At 65.3% G+C, this 22,375-nt stretch carries 22 protein-coding genes, 2 pseudogenes and 1 other annotated feature; of the genes and pseudogenes, 13 read left to right on the top strand and 11 right to left on the bottom strand.

Annotation, left to right across the window (positions count from 1 at the left end):
• Window positions 1-3 precede the first annotated feature (3 nt).
• From FDF13_RS07565 to FDF13_RS07555, 3 genes are all read right to left on the bottom strand, one after another.
• Window positions 4-1,362 carry a TRAP transporter large permease subunit gene (locus FDF13_RS07565; protein WP_217494832.1) on the bottom strand — a complete coding sequence of 453 codons (1,359 nt, stop codon included), beginning with the start codon at window positions 1,360-1,362 and terminating at the stop codon, window positions 4-6.
• A 126-nt stretch (window positions 1,363-1,488) separates the two neighbouring features.
• A complete protein-coding gene (locus FDF13_RS07560; protein ID WP_137319113.1) occupies window positions 1,489-1,752 on the bottom strand; it encodes a hypothetical protein in 264 nt (87 codons plus the stop codon).
• Window positions 1,753-1,838: 86 nt separating this feature from the next.
• Window positions 1,839-3,034 (bottom strand): IS3 family transposase gene (locus FDF13_RS07555; protein WP_137319112.1). Its coding sequence is split into 2 segments (ribosomal slippage): window positions 1,839-2,779 and window positions 2,779-3,034, totalling 1,197 coding nucleotides; the frame shifts between segments, so codons are not numbered across the junction.
• Window positions 3,035-3,087: 53 nt separating this feature from the next.
• Between FDF13_RS07555 and FDF13_RS07550 the strand changes: the two are divergent.
• From FDF13_RS07550 to FDF13_RS07535, 3 genes and pseudogenes are all read left to right on the top strand, one after another.
• Window positions 3,088-3,381 (top strand): annotated as a pseudogene (locus tag FDF13_RS07550) (integrase core domain-containing protein); the annotation flags it as partial.
• Between the two features lie 80 nt (window positions 3,382-3,461).
• A pseudogene (locus tag FDF13_RS15255) lies at window positions 3,462-4,411 on the top strand (IS3 family transposase); the annotation flags it as partial.
• Between the two features lie 270 nt (window positions 4,412-4,681).
• Window positions 4,682-5,752: an IS110 family transposase gene (locus tag FDF13_RS07535; RefSeq protein WP_137319110.1), complete on the top strand. Its 1,071-nt coding sequence runs from the start codon at window positions 4,682-4,684 to the stop codon at window positions 5,750-5,752.
• Between the two features lie 82 nt (window positions 5,753-5,834).
• Here the strand turns inward: FDF13_RS07535 and FDF13_RS07530 are convergent, their stop codons facing one another.
• Window positions 5,835-7,037, bottom strand: coding sequence for a PLP-dependent aspartate aminotransferase family protein (locus FDF13_RS07530; protein WP_137319109.1), 1,203 nt, complete (start codon window positions 7,035-7,037; stop codon window positions 5,835-5,837).
• A gap of 140 nt (window positions 7,038-7,177) precedes the next feature.
• Here FDF13_RS07530 and FDF13_RS07525 point away from each other — a divergent pair, with 140 nt between their 5' ends.
• From FDF13_RS07525 to FDF13_RS07505, 5 genes are read left to right on the top strand one after another with little or no spacing between them, the layout of a single operon-like run.
• On the top strand, window positions 7,178-8,200 hold the full coding sequence (locus FDF13_RS07525) for a sulfate ABC transporter substrate-binding protein (protein ID WP_137319108.1): 1,023 nt from the start codon (window positions 7,178-7,180) through the stop codon (window positions 8,198-8,200).
• A complete protein-coding gene (cysT, locus tag FDF13_RS07520) occupies window positions 8,200-9,042 on the top strand; it encodes a sulfate ABC transporter permease subunit CysT (RefSeq protein ID WP_137319107.1) in 843 nt (280 codons plus the stop codon). The genes FDF13_RS07525 and cysT overlap by 1 nt, the downstream gene beginning before the upstream one ends.
• Entirely contained in the window at window positions 9,035-9,850 is an 816-nt protein-coding gene (locus tag FDF13_RS07515; protein ID WP_137319106.1) for a sulfate ABC transporter permease subunit, read from the top strand. Before cysT ends, FDF13_RS07515 begins: the two co-directional genes overlap by 8 nt.
• Window positions 9,840-10,832, top strand: a complete 993-nt coding sequence (locus FDF13_RS07510) for a sulfate/molybdate ABC transporter ATP-binding protein (RefSeq protein ID WP_137319105.1) — start codon at window positions 9,840-9,842, stop codon at window positions 10,830-10,832. Before FDF13_RS07515 ends, FDF13_RS07510 begins: the two co-directional genes overlap by 11 nt.
• 8 nt (window positions 10,833-10,840) lie before the next feature.
• Window positions 10,841-12,190 (top strand): O-acetylhomoserine aminocarboxypropyltransferase/cysteine synthase family protein, encoded by a 1,350-nt coding sequence (locus tag FDF13_RS07505; RefSeq protein WP_137319104.1) that lies wholly within the window; start codon window positions 10,841-10,843, stop codon window positions 12,188-12,190.
• An 11-nt stretch (window positions 12,191-12,201) separates the two neighbouring features.
• On the opposite strand, the gene purL is transcribed toward FDF13_RS07505, so the two are convergent.
• The gene (gene purL, locus FDF13_RS07500; RefSeq protein WP_137319103.1) at window positions 12,202-14,559 is read right to left on the bottom strand and encodes a phosphoribosylformylglycinamidine synthase subunit PurL; all 2,358 of its coding nucleotides are present in this window, start codon (window positions 14,557-14,559) and stop codon (window positions 12,202-12,204) included.
• A 65-nt stretch (window positions 14,560-14,624) separates the two neighbouring features.
• A complete protein-coding gene (gene purQ, locus FDF13_RS07495) occupies window positions 14,625-15,308 on the bottom strand; it encodes a phosphoribosylformylglycinamidine synthase subunit PurQ (RefSeq protein ID WP_254668966.1) in 684 nt (227 codons plus the stop codon).
• A gap of 69 nt (window positions 15,309-15,377) precedes the next feature.
• On the opposite strand from purQ, the gene FDF13_RS07490 reads away from it, so the two are divergent.
• The 4 genes from FDF13_RS07490 (at window position 15,378) to FDF13_RS07475 (ending at window position 17,516) form a co-directional block, all read left to right on the top strand.
• A complete protein-coding gene (locus tag FDF13_RS07490; RefSeq protein WP_137318392.1) occupies window positions 15,378-15,689 on the top strand; it encodes a transposase in 312 nt (103 codons plus the stop codon).
• Window positions 15,650-15,766 (top strand) — a sequence feature (AL1L pseudoknot). It overlaps the preceding gene by 40 nt.
• Window positions 15,686-16,609, top strand: a complete 924-nt coding sequence (locus tag FDF13_RS07485; protein ID WP_175406904.1) for an IS3 family transposase — start codon at window positions 15,686-15,688, stop codon at window positions 16,607-16,609. It overlaps the preceding feature by 81 nt. Before FDF13_RS07490 ends, FDF13_RS07485 begins: the two co-directional genes overlap by 4 nt.
• Window positions 16,610-16,670: 61 nt before the next feature.
• On the top strand, window positions 16,671-16,892 hold the full coding sequence (locus FDF13_RS07480) for a hypothetical protein (protein WP_175406903.1): 222 nt from the start codon (window positions 16,671-16,673) through the stop codon (window positions 16,890-16,892).
• Window positions 16,893-16,901: 9 nt separating this feature from the next.
• The gene (locus FDF13_RS07475) at window positions 16,902-17,516 is read left to right on the top strand and encodes a hypothetical protein (RefSeq protein WP_137319100.1); all 615 of its coding nucleotides are present in this window, start codon (window positions 16,902-16,904) and stop codon (window positions 17,514-17,516) included.
• Between the two features lie 44 nt (window positions 17,517-17,560).
• Here the strand turns inward: FDF13_RS07475 and FDF13_RS07470 are convergent, their stop codons facing one another.
• Window positions 17,561-18,298, bottom strand: a complete 738-nt coding sequence (locus tag FDF13_RS07470) for a DUF6349 family protein (RefSeq protein ID WP_137319099.1) — start codon at window positions 18,296-18,298, stop codon at window positions 17,561-17,563.
• A gap of 239 nt (window positions 18,299-18,537) precedes the next feature.
• Between FDF13_RS07470 and FDF13_RS07465 the strand changes: the two genes are divergently transcribed.
• A complete protein-coding gene (locus tag FDF13_RS07465; RefSeq protein ID WP_175406902.1) occupies window positions 18,538-18,939 on the top strand; it encodes a sulfate permease in 402 nt (133 codons plus the stop codon).
• A 101-nt stretch (window positions 18,940-19,040) separates the two neighbouring features.
• On the opposite strand, the gene FDF13_RS07460 is transcribed toward FDF13_RS07465, so the two are convergent.
• From FDF13_RS07460 to FDF13_RS07445, 4 genes are all read right to left on the bottom strand, one after another.
• A complete protein-coding gene (locus FDF13_RS07460) occupies window positions 19,041-19,385 on the bottom strand; it encodes an Lsr2 family protein (protein ID WP_137319098.1) in 345 nt (114 codons plus the stop codon).
• 175 nt (window positions 19,386-19,560) lie between these two features.
• Complete coding sequence (locus FDF13_RS07455) at window positions 19,561-19,767, bottom strand: helix-turn-helix domain-containing protein (protein ID WP_137319097.1); 207 nt, start codon at window positions 19,765-19,767, stop codon at window positions 19,561-19,563.
• Between the two features lie 82 nt (window positions 19,768-19,849).
• Window positions 19,850-21,118, bottom strand: coding sequence for a site-specific integrase (locus tag FDF13_RS07450; protein WP_137319096.1), 1,269 nt, complete (start codon window positions 21,116-21,118; stop codon window positions 19,850-19,852).
• Between the two features lie 57 nt (window positions 21,119-21,175).
• Window positions 21,176-22,073, bottom strand: a protein-coding gene (locus FDF13_RS07445) for an IS5 family transposase (protein ID WP_175406828.1) whose coding sequence is annotated in 2 segments (ribosomal slippage) — window positions 21,176-21,715 and window positions 21,717-22,073 — 897 coding nt in all. Because the reading frame shifts where the segments join, the coding sequence is not laid out codon by codon here.
• Window positions 22,074-22,375 lie beyond the last annotated feature (302 nt).

Below are 22,375 nucleotides of genomic sequence, written 5' to 3'. Positions count from 1 at the left end.
TGCTCAGAGGAGCCAGAACACGAGGCCGACGAGCATGAAGTAGAGCGAGTTCGGCAGCGCGAGGAGCATCGTCTTCACCGGATCGACCTTCGTCTTGAGCGTCGCACCGACGAGCCCGCACACGACGAAGGCGGTGAGCCCCACCGGTGGGAGGTTCTGCGCTCCCGAGGCGATGTGCGAGGCACCGAGGGCCACGTTCACCGGGTCGGCGGCCGAGGCGAGCAGGATGGGGGCGGCGAACGGGATGACGACCGTCTGCGCGGTGGTCTGCGAGCCGGTGAGCATGCCGAGCACCGCGAGACCGATCAACCCGCCGAATGCCACCGCCTGGGAGTCGAGACCCTCGGCAGCCGCGGAGACCTGATCCACCGCGCCGGAGGCGTAGAACATCCCGACCATGAAGCCGGCGCAGAGCTGGATGAGCAGTGTCTGCCGCACGTTCCCGAGGCCGGTCGCGACGATGCTGCCGGCCTGCCGTCGGGCACGGGGGTAGCACAGGGTGACGAGGGTGGAGACGATGATCGCGAGCACGACGACGTGGACGAGTCCCTTGACGACCGGCACGGTCTCGAGCGTGGCGACGAGTCCGCCGAGGCCGGGCACCGCGGTGAAGACGTTGAGGCCGAAGCCGCTGTTGAGGATGACGATGGCGATGAGCACGGCGAGCGGCCCGAACACCGGCCAGGTGCGGCCGAGCATCGTGCCCAGCGGTTCGCTGGGACGCAGCTCCGGCGGCAGGGTGCGGCCCTTCACGAAGCGGAAGGATTCGAGGACCGCGAGGACGAGGGCGATGCTCACGGTGATGTAGGCGATGAGGACGACGGAGCCCGGGTCGGTCCCGACGAGGGAGGCGGAGAGGAAGACCGCCTGAGCGATCGGCGGCATGATCGAACCGATCGAGGCACCGACCATGATCATCATCGCGATCTGCTCGGGCTTGACCTTGAGCTCGGCGAGCGCGGTGATGACGAGGAAGCCGATGACGGTGGCGGCGGCGATCGCGTCGCCGAGCAGGGAGCCGGCGAGGGTCAGAGTGATGAAGATCGCTGCGATGAGGCCTTTGGGCGAGCCCCCGAACAGGCTGCGCAGGGTGTCGAGGACCGCGGTCATCGTGCCGAGCCGCACCTGCGATTCGGCATAGATCGCGCCGAACAGGCTCAGCGCCATGACCCAGGCGAGCTTGTCGACGCCGTCGACCACGCCGAGCGCGAACTCCCCCGGGCCCACCCCTCCGATCAGCGCGGCCGCCACGCCGGCGATGAGAAGTGCCGCTCGGATGTCCCCTCCGATGAGGGGGATCCGTCTGACGAGCGCGATGAGGAACAGCAGGGCGATCGGAACGATGACGACGAGCACGGACACCCCCGGAGCGGACTCGGGCAGGCCTGGGTGTCAGGCGCGAACCGATGTGCTGTGCATCATATCCGGGCGCACGGACGCACTGACGCACAGAGGGCAGGGTACCGGAGGCGCCGCGCCAGCTGGGTCTTAGCCGGTCCCGGAGCCGTGCCGGTTGTCGACCTCGGCGGCGTCCTTGTCATCGCGGTGGATGCCGGTCCGCGGATCGATCTCTAGGAGGAACGCACGGATCTCCACGAGGTGGTCATCCGGGGTGGGCCGACTGACGATCGGGCTGCCGGAGAACCCGTACCCGGGATTCGGCCCGCAGAGCCAGTCGTGGTCCACGGTGCCGTCCGCGCGCCGGGCGATCGCGAACACCTCGCCCTCGATGGTGACCCGCATGGATGGCATGAAGCCCGGGACTGCTGAGGGTTTAGTTGGGACTGCTGGGCTGTGTCAAGGAATGTGGACAGTCCCTACGAGTTTTCCTTCTCTGCTCAGGCCGCCTGGACGAGGTCTTCAGCGGCGCCGTGGTGATCGTTCCAAGCTTGTACCGGTGTCCGGTAGCTCAGCGCTGAGTGGCGCCGACGGCGGTTGTAGAACACCTCGATGTACTCAGCCACCGCCAGCCGGGCTCGACCGCGGGTCTCGAAGACTTGCTGGTAGTACATCTCGTTCTTCAAAGTGGCGAAGAACGATTCGGCCGCCGCGTTGTCCCAGCACACCCCTGTCCGACCCATCGACTGGAAAACCCCGTTCTCACTGCAATAACGGGTGAACTCATCCGAGGTGTACTGCGATCCATGGTCGGAATGGAAAATCGCTCCTGCCGTGGCTCCGCCTTGCGTGCGCGCCATCTCAAGAGCATCGACGACCAGGCTGGCGCGCATGCGCTCGGCGATCTGCCAGCCGATGACCATGCGCGTAGCCAAATCGATCACCGTGGCCAGATACAACCAGCCTTGGCCGGTGCGCAGGTAGGTGATGTCGCCGACCAGCGCCTGCCCCGGCGCATAAGAGTCCGGGTCGAAGTCGCGTTCCAGCCGATCGGTGAAAACCTGGGCCTGCTCATCGACGACGGTAGTGCGCTTGTAGGCGCGCTTCTGGATCGCAGCCAGCCCCAGTTCGCGCATCAGATCGGCCACCAGTCCCACAGAGCAGGGGAACTCGTTGTCGTTGAGCTCGGCCGCGATCCGCCGGCATCCCGCAGTCCCGCGCTGCTGTGCGAAGACCCGTACGATCTCGCTCTTCAGAGCCTCGCGACGCGCCTGCGTCGCCGTGAGGGTCCCGACTCGAGCCCGCCACGCGTAGAACGACGACCGGGCCACGCCCAGCTTCTGACACATCCAGCTGATCGGATAGTTTCCCTTCTCCGCCTCGATCAGGGCTGACTTCTCATTCAGTCCTGCTCCCTGGCGAAGAAGGCCGCGGCTTTTTTTAAGAACTCGTTCTCCATCCGCAGCCGCCGGACCTCGTCTTCCAACTCAGCCAGCCGAGCGTGATCGGCCGGCTTCAACTCTTGAACCGGTTCCGGGTTGTCCTGCCGGTAACGCTTGACCCAATTGCCCAAAGTCCCCGGATTGACCTGCAGCTCGCCGGCCACCTCGACGATCGGCCGATCGTTCTGCACGACCAGCTGGACCGCCTCAGCCTTGAACTGCGGGCTGAACTTCCGCCGTGATGCACTTGCCATGCTCTTGATCCTCTCCCATCAAGAGGAACTGTCCAAGAACCTTGATACACCCCAAGTTCACCTCGTGGGTGTTCACCCAGAAGATCCGCTCAGCAGGACTGCTGCCGTCCTTCGGGACCGTGGGTGATGGGCTCGACAATGCGATGATGGAGTCCTTCTGGTCCTCGATGCAGATCGAATTGCTCAACCGCCAGAAGTGGCGGACCAGGGTCGAGTTGGCGAACGCGATCTTCGAGTACATCGAGGTGTTCTACAACCGTCGACGCCGCCACTCCGGCCTCGCGTACTCCACGCCGCATGACTACGACCTCGCCCACACGATTCAACCACTCACCGCCGGAAGCTAGTCAGAGCGAGTGGAAACCAGACTGTACGTCAGGTCATCTGATCTGGCTTGCCCACTGGGCGGCCTGGAAGGATGTGCACCATGCCCGCTCCCTACCCCCAGGAGTTCCGCGAGGACGTCGTGCGAGTCGCCCGGTCCCGCGAGGACGGCGTCACCATCGCGCAGATCGCGAAGGACTTCGGCGTCCACGAGATGACGCTCCACAAATGGATCCGCCAAGCAGACATCGACGACGGCAATCGCCCCGGGAAGACCCGTGAGGACTCGACGGAACTGCGCGAGCTCTGCCGCCGGAACCGGTTGCTGGAGCAGGAGAACGAGGTCCTGCGTCGTGCTGCCGCCTACCTGTCCCAGGCGAACCTGCCGGGAAAAGGTTCTACCCGCTCGTGAGCGAGCTCGCCGCCGACGGGATCCCCGTCGCGGTGTCCCTGCGGGTCTTGAAGCTCTCCCGTCAGCCCTACTATCGCTGGCGGCACCAGCAGGTCACCACAGCCGAGCTGACCGAGGCCTACCGAGCAAACGCACTGTTGGACGCCCACCGCGACGACCCCGAGTTCGGCTACCGGTTCCTCGTCAGTGAAGCCGCAGAGTCCGGCGAGGTGATGTGTGAGCGGACGGCGTGGAGGATCTGCCGGGACAACCAGTGGTGGTCCGTGTTCGGAAAGAAGCGCGGCAAGAACGGGAAGCGCCCTGGACCGCCCGTCCATGACGACCTTGTGAAGCGGGACTTCTCCGCCGATGACGTCAACGAGCTGTGGCTGACCGACATCACCGAGCACTGGACCGACGAGGGCAAGCTCTACCTCTGCGCCATCAAGGACGTGTTCTCCGGCCGGATCGTGGGCTACTCGATGAGCGACCGGATGAAGGCTTGTCTCGCGGTGAATGCCCTGGACAGCGCGGTATCTCGACGCCGTGACGCCGCCGGTTGCATCGTGCATTCGGATAGAGGCTCCCAGTTCCGGTCACGGAAGTTCGTGCACGCCCTGAACCGTCACCACCTCATCGGATCCATGGGCCAGGTCGGTGCTGCCGGCGATTGTCAGTCTGTAGTCACCGATTCCCGCAAGGATGAGGAAGTCCCGGTCGGTGCGGTCTGACTCTTGCTGGCGACTGACCCACTTGGTGTCTTGGCGTTGATCTGTCGACCGCCCGGCTGGGCACGTAGTGAGCGCTGCCGCCGGACCGGGCGTGACCTAATAGGAGCCTGGAGCAGCATGTTGAGAGCGTCCCCGTGACAGTCCTGTCCACCCGCCGGCGACAGCGTCAGACCACGCTAGCCGTCGAAGGAGACAGGCACCATGAACACACTCGAATCCGTCCGGTCTGGATATGTCGTCGTCGGCGTCGACACCCACAAGCACATCCATGTTGCCGCCGTGCTGGACACCGTGGGCGGCATCCTCGCGACTCTCACCATTCCGACAGAGACGGGCGGCTTCAAGAAGCTTGAGGCCTGGGCGGGAGGTTTCGGAAAGGTCATCGCGTTCGGCATCGAGGGCACCGGCTCCTACGGCGCCACGCTGACCTCGTTCCTGCGACGCCACGGGCACAAGGTTGTTGAAGCGGGGCGTCCCGACCGGCGAGCTCGACGGCAGAACGGGAAGTCCGACACGCTCGATGCGGAGAATGCGGCTCGCTCCGTGCTCGCAGGGTTCGCCACCGCGATCCCGAAGACTGCGGACAACACGGTTGAGATGATCCGCCAGCTCAAGATCGTGCACGACTCCGCCGTTACCGACCGCTCAGCCTCGATGATCTCGATGAAGGCGATGCTCGTCCACGCCGACGACAGCTTGCGCCGTGAAACGAGCCGGATGTCGCCGACCAAGCTCGCTCGCCACCTTGCTGCACTACGCCCTCGCCGCCTCGAGACTCCCGCCGATTCGCTACGTCACTCCCTGCGGTCCCTTGCGCGCAGATGGCAGTACCTAGATGCAGAGATCAAGGAACTTCGCGGATCGATCGAGAAGCTCATCCACGTGACCGCTCCTCAACTCCTTGAGCAGTTCGGCATCGGGATCGATACCGCGGCCGAGATCCTCATCGTCGCCGGCGACAACCCCGAGCGCATCCGCTCAGAGGCAGCGTTCGCGAAGCTCGCTGGCATCAGTCCAATCCCTACCGGGTCGGGCATGACCAGCGGCCGTCATCGCATCAACCGTGGCGGCCACCGGCAGCTCAACGCCGCCATCTACCGGACCGTGATCGTCAGGATGCAGTTCCACGAACCGACCATCGCCTACGTCGCTCGACGCACAGCCGAGGGAAAGAGCAAACGCGACATCATCCGCTGCCTCAAGCGCTACGTCATCCGCGAGGTCTACCACCTCATCAAGATGAACCCTCGAACCGGTGAGATCGCGACTTGACTGCTATAGGAGCGTCAGGCCTGGCTTTCGCCGGAGGCGTTCTGTCCCTGGTCACCGGCATCCGTGAAGCCCTCGGTGGGGTTTAGAACGTGGCGTCGAGGGCTGCGGTGAGGTCGGCGGCCAGGTCTTCCGGGTCCTCGAGTCCCACAGCGAAGCGCAGATGCCCGTACTTCTGAAACTCCGACGGATAGGCAGCCACCCGGGGACCGCTGGTTCCCACATGGACGATGAGCGATTCATCGTGCCCCAAAGACACTGCTGAAGTGATCAGTTCCAAGTTCGCCACGAACCGGTTCTGGGTATCCGGGTCGCCCTCCACAGCGAAGGAGAGCACTCCGCCGTACCCCCGCTCGCCGAACTGACGACGAGCCAGGTCGTGCTGGGGATGACTGGTCAGCCCCGGGTAAGCAACAAAGGCGACCCGCGAATCGGCCTCCAGGTGCTCAGCCAGGTACTGAGCTGAGCTCAGGTGCTGCTGCAGCCGCAGCGGCAGGGTGATCGAGCCGCGCGTGATCAACCACGCGTTGAACGGGGAGATGACTCCGCCCACATCAACCATGGCGTCGGCCTTGATCCGGCTGATCAGTTCGTGCCCACCGATCACAGCGCCGCCCATGGCATCTCCGTGGCCATTGATGTATTTAGTCAGCGAATGCACCACCAAGTCCGCGCCGTCCTGCAGCGGGCGGTACAGCGGCGGTGGGGTGAAGGTGGAGTCCACAGACAGCAGGGCACCGACGTCGTGGGCGACCTGTGCGGCGGCTGAAATATCGGTGACTTTGGTGGTCGGGTTTCCGATGGTCTCCACATGCACCAGCCGGGTGTTCTCCTGTGTGGCGGCCCGCAGAGCTTCAGTGTCTGAGGAGTCGACGAACGTGGTCTGAATGTTGAACTTCTCCGGAAGCAGTTCGGCGAACAAACGCCAGGTGGCCTCATAGGTGACATCGGAGACCACCACGTGGTCGCCGGAGCGCAGGAACGTAAAGGCCACCGCATGCAGTGCTGCCACTCCAGAGGCCAGGGCGACTGCGTCCTCGCCGCCTTCGAGAGCGGCGAGCTTCTCTTGAAGCTTCAACTGGTTCACCCCGGAATTGCGGGTGTAGAGCGGAACTTCCGTACCTGACCAGCTGACCTCTGAGGGGTCCTCCGGCAGGGCGTAGGAGTTCGCCATCACCAGGGGAGTGCGGATGGCCTTGCTGCCTTCATCAATGGCGTTGCCGGCGTGCACCGACTGGGAGGCGAAAGCCAGAGAATTCAGCTGCTTCTTCGAGGGACGCTCAGACATGTCCCCAGACTACGCCGAGGTCCGCCCCCAGGACGCCCCTGCCCAGTTTCTATGTGACGCCGCGTGACATTCGACGACGGCAGAGGCTCTTCTCTCCTCTAGTGTGGGGCGGGTCTGCCTGAAGCCTGAGAGGGGGACATATGCGCCGAGTCACCAAGCGGCCCCGCGGCACAATCCGTGCTGCGCTGGGCCTGCTGCTGGTCGGTTCCCTGACCGGCTGCGCGCCCACCGGCGGCGACAACCACGTCACCATCGTGGGACTGGCCATCGGCTCCGAGGGCAACGAGGCCGTTGCCGAGGAGTTCAACGCCCAGCGCGAGGACCCGGCCACCTTCGCCACCAGCTTCGGCGCGGCCGGGGACCAGTCCCGTGCAGTGGCCAACGGGTTGCCTGCCGACGTCGTCCACTTCTCCATCGGCCCCGATATGACCCGCGTGGTCGATGCCGGCCTGGTCGACGAAGACTGGGACGCCGGCCCCAACAACGGGATCCTCACCACCACAGTGATCGTGTTCGCCGTGCGGGAGGGCAACCCCAAAGGAATCGAGGACTGGGAGGACCTGATCCGCGACGACGTCGGCATCGTCAGTCCCAACCCCGGCTCAGCCGGTGCCGCCCGGTGGAACATGCTGGCCGCCTGGGCCGCAGTGCTGCAGGACGGTGGCACTGAGGAGGAGGCTGAGGAGTACATGGAAGCCTTCGTGGACAACATCGAGGCTTTCCCCGGCTCCGGGCGCGATGCCACCACTGCGTTCCTTGACGGCACCGGCGATGTGCTCGTGACCTTGGAGAACGAGGCCATCCTCGGCATCCAGAACGAGGAAGAGTTTGAGTACATCATTCCCGACCAGACGTTCCTGAGTGAGAACCCCGGGGCGCTGACAGTGGACGCCTCCCCGGCTGCTGAGGAGTTTTTCGACTTCGCGCTCAGTCCAGAGGGGCAGGCGATCTACGCCCAGTACGGGTACCGCCCGGTGGAGTCTGTGGCCGATGAGGTCGAACTCGGACGCTTGGAAGGCGCGAACGACCCGGACGACCCCTTCCCCGAGGTGGAGGAGCTGGCCACTATCGACGACTTCGGCGGTTGGGACCAGGCCACTGAGGACTACTTCTCGGAGGACGGAACTATCACACAGATCATCGAAGAATCTGGGATGGGCTGATGACCGTCGCCGCCAACGCCACCCGACAGACCGCCCGCCGCCGGCGCGGGCTCTTGAGCACCCTCGACCTGCCCGCCGGAATCACCCTGGGTGTGACCGTGCTGTGGTTCAGCCTGCTGGTGCTGATCCCCCTGGCCCTGGTCATCGTGGCCTCCCTGGAGGATGGTTGGGCCACGTTCTGGAGCGCACTGACCAACACGCAGACCGCCAACGCCATTCAGCTGACGCTGCTTTCGGCACTGGCAGCCACTGTGGTCAACGTCGTGGTCGGCACGCTCATCGCCTGGGTGCTGGTGCGGGACTCCTTCCCCGGCAAGCGCCTCTTGGAACTGGTCATCGACCTGCCCTTCGCGCTGCCCTCATTGGTGGCCGGTCTGGTGCTGCTGAGCCTCTACGGACCGGCCAGCCCGCTGGGCCTACAGATCGCCTTCACCCCCTACTCGGTGTTCTTAGCCATCCTCTTCGTCACCCTGCCGTTTGTGGTGCGCACGGTCCAGCCTGTGCTCATGGAACTCGATGTGGAAGTCGAACAGGCCGCCGAATCTTTGGGACCAAGCCGCTTCACGGTGCTCCGGCGCATCATCCTGCCGACTCTGACCCCGGCCATCGCCGCCGGAGCCACCCTCTCCTTCGCCCGCGGGGTCGGGGAGTTCGGGGCCCTGGTGCTGCTGACCGGCAACCGTCCCAACGTCTCTGAGGGCGCCTCAGTGCGAATCCTGACCTACATTGAGGTGGACAACACCGCGGCGGCAGCGGCGGTCGCGGTCTTCCTGCTGCTGGTGGCGCTGATCGCCATCGTGGTACTGGACCTGATCTCCCGGAGGGTGGCCCGTAATGCATGAGCGCACCACTGGCACCTGGATCCGCGGCGGGCTTGTCTCGGTCTACCTCTTCCTTCTGGTGGGGTGGCCGCTGCTGCTGATCATCCAAGAGACCTTCTTCGCTGGGGAGAACCACCTGTTCGCAGCCCTGGCGACCGAGGAGGTCCGCAACGCGGTGCTGCTCACCCTGGCCGCCGCCTTCTGGGCCGTGGTGCTGAACACGATCTTCGGCATCGCGCTGGGCATCCTGCTGGTCCGCTACGAATTCCCCGGCAAACGTGTCCTCGCCTCCCTGCTCGATCTTCCCATCGCAGTGTCCCCTGTGGTGGTGGGTCTGGCGATTCTGCTGGCCTACGGGCCGGTGCACGGGGCGCTCGGCGGCCCCCTGGCCGATGCCGGTCTGCAGGTGGTCTACTCGTTCCCCGGCATCGTGTTGGCGGTCACCTTCGTCTCCCTGCCGCTTGTGCTGCGTTCCGTGGTGCCAGTGCTGCAGGAGATCGGCACCGACCAAGAAATCGCCGCCCGTTCATTGGGCGCCTCGGGCTGGCAGGTGCTGCGCCGGATCACTCTGCCGTCGATCAAATGGGCGGTCGCCTACGGCATCGTGCTGACCCTGGCACGAGCCATCGGAGAGTTCGGAGCCGTGCTCATCGTCTCCGGCGGCATCGTCAACTACACCGAAACCGCCACGATGGCGGTGCAGCGGCTGCACCAAGGCTTCGCCACCGGCCAGGCCTACGCCATCGGCTTCCTGCTGGCCCTGATTGCAGTGGCCGCACTTGTCATCGTCACCATCCTGCGACCCAAGGAGGACACGCGTGGGGATTGAGATCCGCGACCTGTCCAAGAGCTACGGCGACTTCACCGCCCTGGCTGATATCAACCTCACCGTGCCCACCGGCGGGCTCACCGCCGTGCTGGGCCCGTCCGGTTCGGGCAAGACGACGCTGCTGCGCATCCTCGGAGGCCAAGAGACCCCCGATGCCGGCACTGTGCTCATTGACGGGCGGGATGTGACCCACACACCGGCCCGGCACCGCAACATCGGGTTCGTCTTCCAGCACTACGCAGCCTTCAAACACATGTCGGTGGCCAAGAACGTCGCCTTTGGGCCCGAGGTGCGCAAACAGCCGCGTGCCGAAGTGGACCGTAAGGTCCAAGAGCTGCTGGAGCTGGTGCAGCTCGGGGCCTTCGGCGAGAGGATGCCCTCCCAGCTTTCCGGCGGTCAGCGCCAGCGCATGGCCCTGGCCCGGGCGTTAGCCATCGAACCCTCGGTGCTGCTGCTGGACGAGCCCTTCGGCGCTCTGGACGCCAAGGTCCGCAAGGAGCTGCGGGACTGGCTGCACCGGCTGCACGACGAGGTCGAACTCACCAGCGTCTTCGTCACCCACGACCAGGAGGAAGCCCTCGAGGTTGCTGACACTATTGTGGTGGTCAACGACGGCGGCATCGAACAGGTCGGCACCCCGGAGGAGATCTACGACAACCCGGCTACGGACTTCGTCTTCCACTTCATCGGCGAATCCACTCTGCTGGGGGACTCACTACTGCGTCCCCACGACGTCGTCGTCCGCCCCGAGGGCGAGGGCAGTGGGCTGCCCGGCACCATCACCCGGTGGAACCGGGTCGGTTTCGAGATCCGCCTGGAAGTCACCCTGGACCAGGCGGTGCAACCCGGGCCGGTGCATGTGCAGATGACCCGTACTGAAGCCCAAGACCGGGGGCTCAGCCCCGATGACCGCGTGGAGGTCAGCCCGCACCCCCGCGCTGAGCTGCGACCAGCACAGGCATTGGTGGCTGCAGATGGTTAAATGGCAGTATGAGCAGTGCCGAACAGCCCCGCGACCTCGCCCCCGGTACCCAGCAGCTTCACGGTGGAGAGACTGCTGACCTAGAAGTCCGGCCGGTCCGCGCCCCGATCCACCTCAGCGCGGCCTATACCTTCGAGTCTCTGCCTCAGGCCAGAGAAGTCTTCGCTCAGCGGCAGCCCGGCTTCAAATACTCCCGCACCGGCAGCCCGACCGTCGAACTGCTCGAACGGCGACTGGCAGAGCTGGAAGGCGGCACCGGTGCGATAGCCACTGCATCCGGCCAAGCCGCCATCACACTGACCCTGCTGGCCCTGGCCGGACGGTCCGGGCAGAGCCCCGACGGCGAACCCCACCCAGAGGTCCCTGCCGGGCACGTGGTCGCCTCCCAGCGCATCTACGGCGGGACGGCTGATCTGCTCAACGATTCCCTCGCCGAGGCCGGCATCACCGTCACCTGGGTGGACCCGCACCAGCCGGACCAGTGGCGCCGTGCTGCGACTCCACGCACCCGTGCGTTCCTGGTGGAGGCCATCGGCAACCCTCATGCTGACCTGCCCGACATCCCCGCCCTGGCCGAGGCAGCTCAAGAGGCCGGGGCCGCTCTGGTGGTCGACAGCACCTTGGCGTCCCCGTACCTGGTGCGCGCCGGGGACCTGGGTGCTGATGTGGTGGTGCATTCGCTGACCAAGTATCTCACCGGCAACGGCACCACCCTGGGCGGCATCGTGGTGACCACCGGTCGGTTCCAGCCCTCAGCGGATCCCCGACGGTGGCCCCAGCTCACTCAGCCGCGCACACGCTTCGGTGGGCGGTCGCTGGTTGAGCAGTCCGGTGAAGACGGTGCACTGCGGCAGCTGATCCGCACCCAACTGCTCAACGACCTGGGTCCGGCGATGTCACCGCTGAACGCCCAGCGAGCTCTGGAGGGCATCGAAACCCTCGACATCCGGATGCAGCGGCACTGTCATGTCGCCGAGGTCATCGCGGCTCGGCTGGCCGCCGACGAACGAGTCGGCTCAGTGCGTCACCCCAGCCTGCCGGACTCTCCCGACCGGCAGATCGCAGAACGGGACTTCCCCCGTGGGGCCGGATCAGTGCTGTCTTTCGAGCTGAAAGGCGAGGTTGACGCCGTCGAGCGGTTCTTCGGAGCCCTGCAGCTGTTCGCGCTGGCGGTCAATCTCGGCGACGGCCGGTCCATGGCCACCCACCCGGCGTGGACCACACACTGCCGTCTCAGCCCGGAGATGATGCAGGCCGGCGGTATCACTCTGCAGACCGTGCGCCTAGCACTGGGCCGGGAGGACCCGGAGGACCTGTGGGCCGACTTGGACCGTGCGCTGAGCGCCGCCCACGGTTGAGCCGGCAGCCTTCACTGCTCGGTGCGGACTGCCTCCGTGGCCTGCTGCACAGCGTCGAAACGGCTGGGCAGCACGCTGCTCCAGGCCTGCTTCAGCTCATCCAGGCCGATGCCGAAGCTGCCGCCGTCGAAGGGGCCGGCCACCTCGATGCCGCCGGATTCGGCGTCCACCACGCCCAGCCGCAGCGCGGGGAAACCCCGGGCGGTGGTCATATCGGTGAAGCGCAGCTCCTCAGAACGGGGTAGGGCCACCAAAGCCCGCGCCTGGGACTCACTGAACAGCGCGGTGAACGGGTCCACCCCGTCACGTTCGCACAGCTCGACGATCGAGGTGCGGGAGCCGACGCCGAAGCGCAGGCTCATCTCCGCCAGAGCTGCGGCCAGCCCACCTTCGGAGAGGTCGTGGGCGGCATCGATCATGCCGTCACGGGAGGCGTTGATGAGGATCTCGCCCAGGGTCTTCTCCGCGGCCAAGTCGACTGCCGGGGGTCTGCCGCCCAGGTGCCCGCGCAGTCGGGCAAACTCTGAACCGTCCAGCTCATCACCGGTGGTGCCCAGCAGATAGATGGCCTGGCCGTCGGCCCAGCGTTGGAACCCGGAGGGTGTGCGGCGTCCGACGTCGTCGAACTTCCCCATCACCCCGACCACAGGGGTGGGGTGGATGGCCCGGCCGGCGGTTTGGTTGTACAGCGAGACATTGCCGCCGGTGACCGGGATCCCCAGCGCCTGGCAGCCGTCGGCCAGACCGCGCACCGCTTCGGCGAACTGCCACATGATCTCCGGGTCCTCCGGGGAGCCGAAGTTCAGGCAGTCGGAGACCGCCATCGGCACAGCACCTGAGGTGGTCACGTTCCGGTAGGCCTCTGCCAGGGCCAGCTGGGCTCCGGTGTAAGGGTCCAAGTAGGCGTAGCGGCCGTTGCAGTCAGTGGCCAGCCCCACACCCAGGCCGGTCTCTTCGTCCACCCGGATCACTCCGGCGTCGTCGGGCTGGCTCAGTGCCGTGTTGCCGCCGACGAACCGGTCGTACTGATCCGTGATCCAGGAGACATCAGCCATATTCGGCGAACTCATCAGCCCGACGACGGCCTCGCCCAGTTCCTCTGCGGTGGTGGGCAGGTTCTGCCCGGCCTCTGAGGTGCGGAAGGAATCGGCCTGCACCTGGTCCTGCCAGGCGGGACGGTGATAGGGCCGCTCATAGACCGGGCCGTCGTGGGCCACAGTGCGGGGGTCGACGTCGACGATGGTTTCGCCGTCCCACTCGATGATCAGCCGGCCGGTGTCAGTGACTTCGCCGAGCCAGGAGTACTCCACGCCCCATTTGGCCATCACAGCCTTGAAGGCCTCGACGTTCTGAGGAGTGACCACTGCCATCATGCGTTCCTGGGACTCTGACATCAGGATCTCGCCCGGAGTCAGGGTGGGGTCGCGCAGCAGCACATTGGTCAGCTCCACGTGCATGCCGCCCTCCCCATTGGAGGCCAACTCGCTGGTGGCACAGCTGATCCCGGCCGCGCCCAGGTCTTGGATGCCCTCAACGAGTTCGTTGCCGAAGAGCTCCAGGCAGCATTCGATGAGCACCTTCTCGCTGAACGGGTCACCGACCTGTACCGCCGGGCGCTTGGAGGGCTTGGCGTCGTCGAACGACTCAGAAGCCAGCACAGAGGCCCCGCCGATGCCGTCGCCGCCGGTGCGTGCCCCGAAGAGCACCACTTTGTTGCCCACGCCGGAGGCGTTGGCCAGGCGCAGGTCCTCGTGGCGCATCACTCCTACGGCCAGGGCGTTGACCAGCGGATTCTGCTGGTAGACCTCGTCGAAAACCACTTCGCCGCCGATGTTCGGCAGACCCAGCGAGTTGCCGTAGCCGCCGATACCGGAGACCACCCCGGGCAGTACGCGTTTGGTGTCCGGGTGGTCGATATCGCCGAAGCGCAGAAAATCCATCACCGCCACCGGGCGGGCTCCCATGGAGATGATGTCGCGGACGATGCCGCCGATGCCGGTGGCCGCCCCCTGGTAGGGCTCCACATAGGAGGGATGGTTATGGGACTCGATCTTGAAGGTGACCGCCCATCCCTCGCCCAGGTCGGTCACTCCGGCGTTCTCACCGATGCCGACCATCAGGTCTTTGTTCATCTCCTGGGTGACCTTCTCGCCGAATTGGCGCAGGTGCACTTTGGAGGACTTGTAGCTGCAGTGCTCGGACCACATCACCGAGTACATGGCCAACTCCGCGGCGGTGGGACGCCGGCCGAGGATCTCACGGATGCGCTGGTACTCGTTCTCCTTCAGTCCCAGCTCGGCCCAGGGTTGTTCGACCTCCGGAGCGGCCGCAGCCTGCTCAACGGTTTCGATGTTGAATTCGGTGCTCACCGTTCGCTCGCTTCCGTGCTCGCTTCCCGACGCATCCTGGCGGCTGCCTCGGGTCCCCTGCTCGCTCACGTGGTGTCTCCTGCCAGGGAGGAGACCACTGAGGTGAAGATCGTCAGGCCGTCAGTGCCTTCGCGCATACCGATGGCGTCGTCGGGTCCGTACCCGGCCTCCACAGCGTGTTCGGGGTGAGGCATCAGTCCCACCACGTTGCCGCGCTCATTGGTGACCCCGGCGATGCCGTGGCGTGAACCGTTCGGGTTGGCGCCCACGTAGCGGAAGACCACGCGGGACTCGGCTTCGATCCGTTCCAGCTCCTCGGCAGAGACCACATAGTGGCCGTCTTGGTTCTTCATCGGCACAGTGATCAGTTCATTGTCGGTGAACTGGGAGGTCCAGACGGTCTGGTTGTTCTCCACGCGCAGCACCTGGTCCTTGCACAGGAACTTCAGGTGGTCGTTCTTGATCATCGACCCCGGCAGCAGCTGGGCTTCGGTGAGGATTGGGAAACCGTTGCAGATGCCCAGCACCGGCAGTGGGGAGGACGACGCCGCCGCACCGGCTTCCTTCACCACAGTTTCCATCACGGGGGCGAACCGGGCGATGGCCCCGGCCCGCAGATAGACGCCGTAGGAGAACCCGCCGGGCAGCACCACGGCGTCGACCCCGTGCAGGGACTGGCCGGCGTGCCACAGCGGCACGGCAGTTCCGCCGCCCAGACGTACGGCGCGGGCGGCGTCGCGGTCGTCCAGGGTGCCGGGAAAAGGTGAATCGCCCCGGGGATAATGGAGGCAGGGAGATTGGAAGAAGGAGTTTCTCTCATGCCAGTGAAGTACACCGACGAGCTCAGGGCTCGTGCAGTAGAGCTCGTCATTCACGCTCAGGCCGATCCCGCGACTGCCAACGGCTCGATTACTCGGGTCGCGAAAGAGCTCGGGTTGAGTAAGGAGACCTTGCGCGTGTGGGTGCGGAAGCACAAGGAATCCGGCAGGATCACACCGTCGGAGTCTGTGGATCTGGAATCGGAAAACCGACGCTTGCGGGCGGAGCTGGCCGAAGCCAGGCGAGCAAACGAGATCCTGCGCAGAGCATCGGCTTTCTTCGCGGCGGAGCTCGACCGCCCATCAAGGTGATCGTCGACTTCATCGACGAGAATCGTGACGAGTTCGGAGTCGAGCCGATCGTGCGGGTCCTGCGCGGGACTGCTGCACGGATCGCTGTGAGCTCGTACTACGCGTACAAACTGCGCCGGCCCTCGGCCCGGGCTATTCGGGACTGCGATCTCATGGTCGTCATCCAGGACATCTACGAAGCGAACTACTCCTGCTATGGAGTGCGCAAGATGTGGAAAGCGATCAACCGTGATCACGCCGACCGGTTCGGGCCGGTGGCCCGCTGCACGGTCGAGCGCTTGATGCGCCAACTGGGCATCGATGGGGTGCGGCGCAAACGCAAACGTCCCAAGACGGCATCGGCCAGAGCCGAGGAGTGCCCGGAGGACCTCGTCGAGCGGGAGTTCACCGCGCCTGCACCGAACTGCTTATGGGTGGCCGATATCACCTATGTGCCGACGCGCTCGGGGTGGGTGTACACGACGTTCATCCTCGATGTGTTCCATCGCGAGATCGTCGGCTGGCAGGTGACGAACCATATGCGTGAATCCCTGGCCCGGGACGCGCTCACGATGGCTCTGGCGGCGAAGTACCGGGCCGGGCACGATGTATCCGGGCTCGTTCACCACTCGGATCGCGGAGTCCAGTTCCGCTCGATTCGCTATGGCGAGACGCTGGCTGAGTCTGCGATCGTGGCATCGGTGGGTTCGCGGGGCGATTCCTTCGATAACGCGATGGCCGAGGCGCTGAACTCGGTGTACAAGGCCGAACTGATCGACCGGCGGGAGTGGTCGGGAGTGATCGAAGTAATGGCCGAGACGTCGAAGTGGGTGGCTTGGTACAACCACGTCCGACTGCATTCGGCGCTGCACTACCGACCGCCGATCGAGGCGCATTCTGATTGGATCAAACAGCAGACCACTACAGGCGTGGCCGCATAGGAAACCAAGAAAAGAAGCCTCTACCAAACCCAGGGCTTGACACTTCGTCGCCGACGGGTACGTGCGCGAGTACACCTACGACCGTGACGGACACCAGCACGGCGGCGAGGAATTCGTCGCCCGCAAGATTGGCCACGACGCCGCCCGCTCGACGTACATCGTCGACCGGACCCCGCAGAACGAGGGCCTCACGCAGGAGCAGGTCACCGCCCAGCGTGCCCAGGCGTTCGAGGCACCCGAGCGGAAGGCACAGCAGCCCGAGACCGTCGCGATGGGCCAGTAGGAGGACCCCATGGATGAAGACGACATCACCCCCGGCCCAGAAGCTGTACCCGAGCCAGACGAGCCCGAGCCCGACGCGCCAATCTCTCCCAGCAGTGGGCCCGCGGCTCTGGACGAGCCGCCGGGCCCGGTCAACTGGAACCTCCTCGGTGCGGAGGAGGCCGAAGAAGCCTGGCTGGAGCTCAACCGGTGGGTGGACTGGTTGCGCCACGAGTTCGGACTGCCGGCGGCGGTGATTCCTCCGTACTGGCACCGGCACCCGGAGCTGGTCTGGGAACTCAGCGCCCTGCACATCCACTGGCTGTGCGCCTATGACCCGCAGCAGAACGGGTCCGCACCCATCGGGTGGCTCCGGGACTTCGCCGAGTCCCGGCAGCGACTGCGCGACTGGGTCGCAGCTTCGGGGACCAGGCTGGATCGGGACCGCCCGACCCGGCAGACCGTCTGGCCCGGTGAGGAGCAGGCAGAACCGATCGAGGACGCCGCGATCACTGACCGTGATGCCGGCTTCGTGAACTTCGTCGTCTCCGACGTCGCTCGCCGAGAACAAGCCGAGGAGGAATACTACGCCCGGCTGGACCCAGAGACCGGCGAACTGACCCGACCCACCCGCCGCACAGTCTGAGGGCCGGAACCGATAGCGGTTCCGGCCCTCCTGGCATGCTCACCTCACCGGGACAGCTCAGGACCGGCCTTCCTGGACTGCCCGGGCGGCGAGGCCGGTACGAACGGTGGCAGCTCCCGCCGAGGTGCCCGCGAGGACACCTCCGGGGCGGCGGGGCGCTCGAGTGCGGTGTGGGAGAGGTCGTAGCCGCCCCACGGCGAGTAGTGGTGCACGTGACGGGTACCGGAGGAACTTCGCTCGGTGATGATCGGTGCGCCGGGGACCTGCATGTGCTGCGGATAGCGCTCGGTGATCCACTTCATCGCCAGTTTCGACAACGTCGCTCCACCGTCGCGGACGCGGATCGCTGCCGGGAGGACCGGCAACTCACGCCAGCCGGGCACTGCGTGATCGTGCCACGCTTCCACGGCCGTGTTGTCGTCCTCGGCAATGACGTGCCAGTCGCAGAGCTCGCAGATCATCTGGGTGAGCATGCCGCCGGGGCCCTCATGCCCGTCCTCTGGGGAGAGTTCGGCGGAGAAGATCTCCCCGCGGTGCTCACCGAACTCGGTGCCTGCACCGTTCCATCCCTCGCGATGCCACATGTGACTGCGCTTCCACGAGCCGAGAGACCCGTTGAGGAACTTCCAATGCTCGAAGGCCTCATCGAACCGGGCTGGGGTGAAGTAGTCGCGGGTGAAGCTCAGCGGCGCGCCTTCCCATTCGTCCAGGCGTGCGCGGGCATCCTCACGGGCCATCGCGTTGAAGTCGAAGGCGAGTTGCCCGTCGGTATGGTCTGCCATGATGATGACCTCCCTCGCGGGGCAGGCACACCATGCGTCGCGCAACGGAGCACACGCGGCGAGGGCCGCACGGACTTGTCGCCCTTCCACCGTCGTGATCGAGTCGGTAGACTGTGACGTAGGCGATACAAAGTTAGCTACGCTGTCGCATCCTCTGGGTGCGGTGGTTGACAGGTCAGGGGACACCGCCCCTGGCACGTCCCTCCCGAAGATGCGTCGCCTCTTGGGAGGACTGTGCCATGCTCCGCACCATACTCGTCGCCAGCATCCGTACCCGCGGGATCCTGCGGGCCTGGCTCCCCAGCAACATCCTGCTCGACTTCATCCGCACACGCGCCGGCCTGAAGTGGGGCGTGCCCGCCATGCTCATCTCCGGCGTCTACTTCGTGATCGCCTACTGGTGCACCGTCGCGATCGACAACGGCGGGCCCGGGTGGTTGCACCTGGTCTTCCTCGTGTGCGTCTGGTCGGCGTTCAAGTTCCTGATTATGGGTCCGATGAGCCTCGTCCTGTTGGCCAACGCACGCGGCGTCGAACGCGTGCAACGTCAACGTGCAGCACAAGCCACTACTGAGGTCCCAGACGGAGACGAGTCAAACCCCGCCGCGACGAGTCCACAGAAGGATCCCGCGGCGTCGTGACCTGCTCGGCCAATTGAGCTGCGCCATCTGGTTGGGACGGCATCGCGATAGGCGTGCCGACGCCGGATCGTGCTCGTACCCTCTCGGCGAGGTCGTCCGGCTCAGTGTGCGGCGTTGTAGGCGTCAATGGCGGCGTTGGGGACCCTTCCACGGGCAGGAACGTCGCGCCCGTTCTCTTGAGCCCATCGGCGAATTTCGCTGAGCTTGTAACCGCTGCGCTGTCGCGTGTCGGCACTACGAGCACGCGAGGGCGCTTGACCCTTCACGGATCGCGCCACGCGCAGGTAAGGGGCCAGTGCGTCGTGTAGCTCCTGAACGTGACTGCTGGAAAGGTCAATCTCATAGGTCCGCTTGTCGAGCCCGAACGTGACTGCCGTCCCCTCGCCGGGTTCGAGCACTGTGCCGTCGAGATCGTCCACGAGTAGTTCGATGGTCTTCCTGCTCATGGGAGGAGTCTATGCTCCCGGCGATCCCGGCCGTCGCGACGCCTCCTCCTTGAGACTGGCTCTCTGGTCTGAACTGGATGGGATGGAACCGTGTGGTTCCGAATCCGAGACTTTGCGACCCACCGCACGAGTGAGGGGGCGGGGCCCATATGCCTCGCCCCCTCACCTGACTTTCTCATCTCACCGACGGGATCTCTACGAGTAGGCGGTCATGCAGTTCGTCCAGGTCAACACGGATCAGGCGTCCGACCCGATAACCATGGATGGTTCCGTCTGCGATTCTGCGCCGCAGTGTCTTGACCGAGACGCCGAACCGTTCTGCCGCTTCCGTCAACGACACCAAGGCGGGTCTCGATGATTCTGATCGACTCCGAACGTCCATCACTTGTCCTTTCATCTAGCGAGTTCCCCTCCCTTCACAGGTGTCCATCGGTGTCCGGGGAGGACTCTGCTGACTCGCTCGTCTAGGCGGCAAGCTGAGCCTCGACGCGGTCACTCATCCGATTGGCCAGCTCCCGGTCACGAGTCATCGTGGAATGCTGGTAGCGGATCACGACCCGCATGTCAGCATGGCCGCCTCGGCGCATCAACTCGGCCAGCGTCGCACCCTCTTGCGCAAAGAGGGTCAGGCCGGTGTGCCGAAGGTCATGGAACCGGAATCCCAGCGGCACGCTCTTGGCCGCATCCCGGGCGTCACCCCAAAGATGCCCCCACTTCGTGTGAGACAGCGGCACGCTGCCGCGGACGTTGGAAGGAACCACTGGAGCCTTCGCCTCAGGCGCGACGTTGTCTCGCAGATGCTCCTTGAGACGCTCCACCATGACCCGCGGAACGCTCAGCGCTCGCTTGCCGGCCTCGCTCTTCGGGTCCGACATAGCGCCCGTGTTCGCGTTGAACTGCCGGCGCACATGCAGCGTGGCAGTTCCGTCGTCATGCCACTGGATATCCCGGCGCTGCAGTCCGAGGCACTCACCACGGCGCAACTGGCACCAAGCGGCAAGCAGGACCATGATCGAGTACAGATCCGGCGTCGCCTCATAGAGGGCTTCGACCTGCTCCGGAGTCGCAACGTCATCCTCTGGATCATGATCGTGATCATGCCGTACCGATTCCTGCTTGGGGATCGAAATGGGAGGTGCCGCCGGAATAATCCCGTCTCGGGCAGCCTGCCTCAGGATCATCATGAGCACGATCAGCACCGGACGGGTGATGCCATTGAACTTCGACTTCGGGTTCAGCGGCGCCGGAATCTGATCCAGACGATGGGTCATGACCCGAATGCGAGCCATGTCAATGTGTCGGATCTCCGTGTCACCGAACTCGGGAATCAGGTATCCGGTGACCTTGCTCTTGTAAGAACGCACCGTGGCGATCGCCCGCTTCTTTCCCCCGCGTGTCGGTTCGAGGCGAATGAATTCGATCCAGCGCTCGGCGTACTCGGTGAAACCGATCGACCTCGCTTCCTCGGCTTCCGCTTCCGCTCGACGCCGAGCCGCGACGACCGAGGGTGGCTCCCATTCTCCCTGCGCGATTTTCGTGTGTACGCCGGCGAGCCACGTGCGAGCGTCGGTCTTGGTGAGGAACGTCAACGGCTTGTCGTCCTCCGTGCGGGCCGAGTGCATCTGCCCGTCTGGGGCCGGGTAACGCGCCTGCCACCGTCCCGACGGGAGCTTCCGAAGACTCCCCCAGGTTTCTCGCTTCGCCGCCGTCTCACGCTTCTTCATGGTGCTCATCGTGCCCTCCAGGTGCCGCGAATGGACTCACGCGGTCCGTCGTGCCACTCCGTGCCACTAGGGCGTGTCCGATAAATGGTGTAGCCACGCAATAGCCGCGTTGAGTACGACTGCTGCGCGGTAGACGATGGCGAGTTTGTCGTAGCGGGTGGCCAGGGCCCGCCACTGCTTCAGGCGGCTGTAGCCGCGCTCGATGACGTTCCTGCCCCGGTACTTCTCGGCGTCGAACTTCGGCGGCCTGCCGCCCTTGGAGCCGCGGCGCTTGCGGTGGCCCTGTTGATCTTTCGGCTCGGGGATGACTGCTTCAATCCGGCGGCTGCGCAGGTAGGCACGATTGGCCCGCGAGGAGTACGCCTTGTCGCCCAGCAGTGCTGTCGGCCGGGTGCGGGCGCTACCGAGTCCGGGGCGCTGGACCCGCAGCTGATCCATGAGCGGGATGAGCATCGGGCAGTCGCCGTCCTGGCCGGCGGTGCACACGGTGACCAACGGCAGTCCGTGGCCGTCGACGAGCTGATGGGTCTTCGTCGACAGCCCACCCCGGGACCGGCCCAGCGCGTGGTCAGGCGGCTCGACGTCCGGATTCGTGTAGTTCGACGAATCCCTTTTTTAGGCGCGTGATGTTCGTTGCGTGTTGATGAGCACGCGCGATCGTGGAGTCCACCGACAGCGACCAGTCGAGCTCGCCGGCAGCGTCAGCGTGAGCGGTCAAGCGGGCCAGCGCGGTGTCCCAGGTGCCGTCGCCGGCCATCCGGCGATGCCAGGTCCATACCGTCTGCCACTTGCCGAACGTCTCGGGCAGGTCCCGCCAGGCGATCCCGCATCGGTAGCGGTAGATGATGCCCTCGACCATCTGGCGGGCATCAGCGAAGGGCCGGCCCCTGCGGCCGGTCGGAGCAGGCAGCAAGTCAGCGATCAGCGACCATTGAGCATCCGTGAGCAGTTGGAATCTCGACATGCTCCCAGGCTCTCAGCCAGCGAACCACATCATTGTCAGACACGCCCTAGGTCGCGCGGTCCCTTCGATCCGGCCTCTCACCTGGCCTTTTACGGGCCTCGACGCGAGCCCAATGGCACGCTGTGGCACGCAGCTGGTGGCACGCTGCCCCCAAATTTCGGGCTTCGAGCCACCCCGCGCTTGGCTGGAAGGTGCGCTCGTGCCACCCCCGTGCCATACCGAACGGATACTGATGTTCATCTGTGCTCTCCTCTGTCCTTCGGATGGAGGCACGAAAAGAGGCCCGGACCTGCAGAAACCTG

This window comes from Brevibacterium sp. CS2 (assembly GCF_005280295.1).
Taxonomy (GTDB): Bacteria; Actinomycetota; Actinomycetes; order Actinomycetales; family Brevibacteriaceae; genus Brevibacterium; species Brevibacterium pityocampae.
The sequence above is the reverse complement of the archived record's forward strand: the minus strand, read 5'-3'. Positions and strand labels throughout refer to the sequence as shown.

Coding starts and splice junctions, on each gene's coding strand:
- FDF13_RS07490 (WP_137318392.1), top strand. CDS start 15,378: ATGCCAGTGAAGTACACCGACGAGCTCAGGGCTCGTGCAGTAGAGCTC.
- FDF13_RS07535 (WP_137319110.1), top strand. CDS start 4,682: ATGAACACACTCGAATCCGTCCGGTCTGGATATGTCGTCGTCGGCGTC.
- FDF13_RS07465 (WP_175406902.1), top strand. CDS start 18,538: ATGCTCCGCACCATACTCGTCGCCAGCATCCGTACCCGCGGGATCCTG.
- FDF13_RS07560 (WP_137319113.1), bottom strand. CDS start 1,752: ATGCCATCCATGCGGGTCACCATCGAGGGCGAGGTGTTCGCGATCGCC.
- FDF13_RS07455 (WP_137319097.1), bottom strand. CDS start 19,767: ATGGACGTTCGGAGTCGATCAGAATCATCGAGACCCGCCTTGGTGTCG.
- cysT (WP_137319107.1), top strand. CDS start 8,200: ATGACCGTCGCCGCCAACGCCACCCGACAGACCGCCCGCCGCCGGCGC.
- FDF13_RS07470 (WP_137319099.1), bottom strand. CDS start 18,298: ATGGCAGACCATACCGACGGGCAACTCGCCTTCGACTTCAACGCGATG.
- FDF13_RS07530 (WP_137319109.1), bottom strand. CDS start 7,037: ATGTCTGAGCGTCCCTCGAAGAAGCAGCTGAATTCTCTGGCTTTCGCC.
- FDF13_RS07505 (WP_137319104.1), top strand. CDS start 10,841: ATGAGCAGTGCCGAACAGCCCCGCGACCTCGCCCCCGGTACCCAGCAG.
- FDF13_RS07460 (WP_137319098.1), bottom strand. CDS start 19,385: ATGAGCAGGAAGACCATCGAACTACTCGTGGACGATCTCGACGGCACA.
- FDF13_RS07515 (WP_137319106.1), top strand. CDS start 9,035: ATGCATGAGCGCACCACTGGCACCTGGATCCGCGGCGGGCTTGTCTCG.
- FDF13_RS07475 (WP_137319100.1), top strand. CDS start 16,902: ATGGATGAAGACGACATCACCCCCGGCCCAGAAGCTGTACCCGAGCCA.
- FDF13_RS07525 (WP_137319108.1), top strand. CDS start 7,178: ATGCGCCGAGTCACCAAGCGGCCCCGCGGCACAATCCGTGCTGCGCTG.
- FDF13_RS07450 (WP_137319096.1), bottom strand. CDS start 21,118: ATGAGCACCATGAAGAAGCGTGAGACGGCGGCGAAGCGAGAAACCTGG.